1 protein-coding gene is annotated in these 1,688 nt (G+C 69.7%); it reads left to right on the top strand.

Annotated features, from left to right (window positions below; all coding sequences use genetic code 11):
- Window positions 1–35 precede the first annotated feature (35 nt).
- Window positions 36–1,688 (top strand): NADH-quinone oxidoreductase subunit L (nuoL, locus tag G6027_RS16825; protein WP_182638138.1); only part of this gene is annotated, 1,653 nt, incomplete at its 3' end.

Consider the following 1,688-nt stretch of genomic DNA (forward strand, 5'->3'; position numbering starts at 1 on the left):
CGACGCCAGTCTGCTCAGGTATTGAGGACGCGCAGATGACTCCTGATGTGACTCTCTGGCTGATCCCCGGCCTGCCGCTGCTCGGCGCCGCCCTCCTGCTGGTCCTGGGCCGCCGCAGCGACCCGTGGGGACATCTGCTGGGCTGCGCCACCGCTCTCGCCGCGTTCTGCGCGGCCGCCTGGCAGCTCGCCGCCATGGCCGGCCGCGAAGCCGCCGACCGGACCCTGCAACAGACGCTGTTCACGTGGATCTCGGTGGGCGACCTCCACGTGGACATGGGCCTGCGACTGGACCAGCTCTCCATGGTGTTCGTGCTGCTGATCACCGGCGTCGGCCTGCTCATCCACGTGTACTCGACCGGGTACATGGCCGCCGACCCCGCGGAAGGCAAGTTCTTCGCCTTCCTCAACCTGTTCCTGGCCGCGATGCTGCTGCTGGTGATGGCGGACGACTTCCTGGTCCTCTACCTGGGGTGGGAGGGCGTGGGCCTGGTCTCCTACCTGCTGATCGGGTTCTGGCAGCACAAGCCGTCCGCGGCCACGGCGGCCAAGAAGGCGTTCCTGGTCAACCGCGTCGGGGACATCGGGCTCGCGGTGGCCCTGATGGTGATGGTGACGCAGCTGGGGACCCTGTCCTTCGACGGCGTGTTCGCGGCCGTCAGCGGCGCCGACGGTGCCGCTGACGGGGTCGGCTCCGGCCTGGTCACCGCGCTCGGCCTGCTGTTGCTGCTTGGCGCCTGCGCCAAGTCCGCCCAGGTGCCGCTGCAGTCGTGGCTCGGGGACGCCATGGAGGGCCCCACCCCGGTCTCAGCGCTGATCCACGCGGCCACCATGGTCACCGCCGGCGTCTACCTGATCACCCGGGCCAATCCGATCTTCGACGCGGCCCCGGCGGCGCGGACGGCCGTGATCGCCGTCGGCGCGGTGACGCTGCTCTTCGGCGCGGTGATCGGCTGCGCGAAGGACGACATCAAGAAGGTGCTCGCCGCATCCACCATGAGCCAGGTGGGATACATGGTCATGGCCGCCGGGTTCGGCCCCGCCGGATACGCACTGGCGATCATGCACCTGCTCACCCACGGTTTCTTCAAGGCCGGGTTGTTCCTCGGAGCGGGATCGGTGATGCACGGGTTGGACGACGAGGTCGACATGCGCCGCTACGGGGCCCTGCGCGCGGTCATGCCGGTCACCTTTGTCACCTTCGGACTCGGCTACCTCGCGATCATCGGCGTCCCACCGTTCTCCGGCTTCTACTCCAAGGAGGGCATCATCTCCGCGGCGTTCGACGTGGGCGGCGGCGGAGCGGCCGGATACCTGCTCGGCGCGGTGGCGTTGCTCGGAGCGGGTCTGACCGCCTTCTACATGACGCGCGTGATGATCCTGACCTTCTTCGGCCGGCAGCGATGGCACGAGGGAGCCCATCCCCACGAGTCGCCGGTGTCCATGACGGCGCCGATGATCCTCATCGCTGTGGGGTCCGTGGTCTCCGGGGCCCTGCTCGCGATCGGCGGGCGGCTGGAGGGCTGGCTGGCCCCGGTCGTGGGCGAGCACAGCGCCGAGCACGTGCTGCCGGTCTGGTTGGTCACCACCGCCTCGCTGGTGGTCGTGGCCGCCGGAATCGCGGTCGCGGTGCGACGGTACGGTCGCGCCGACATCCCGGACCAGGCGCCGTCGGAGGTCTCCGTGCTC

Source organism: Dietzia sp. SLG310A2-38A2 (genome assembly GCF_014145095.1).
In the GTDB taxonomy this organism is placed as follows: domain Bacteria; phylum Actinomycetota; class Actinomycetes; order Mycobacteriales; family Mycobacteriaceae; genus Dietzia.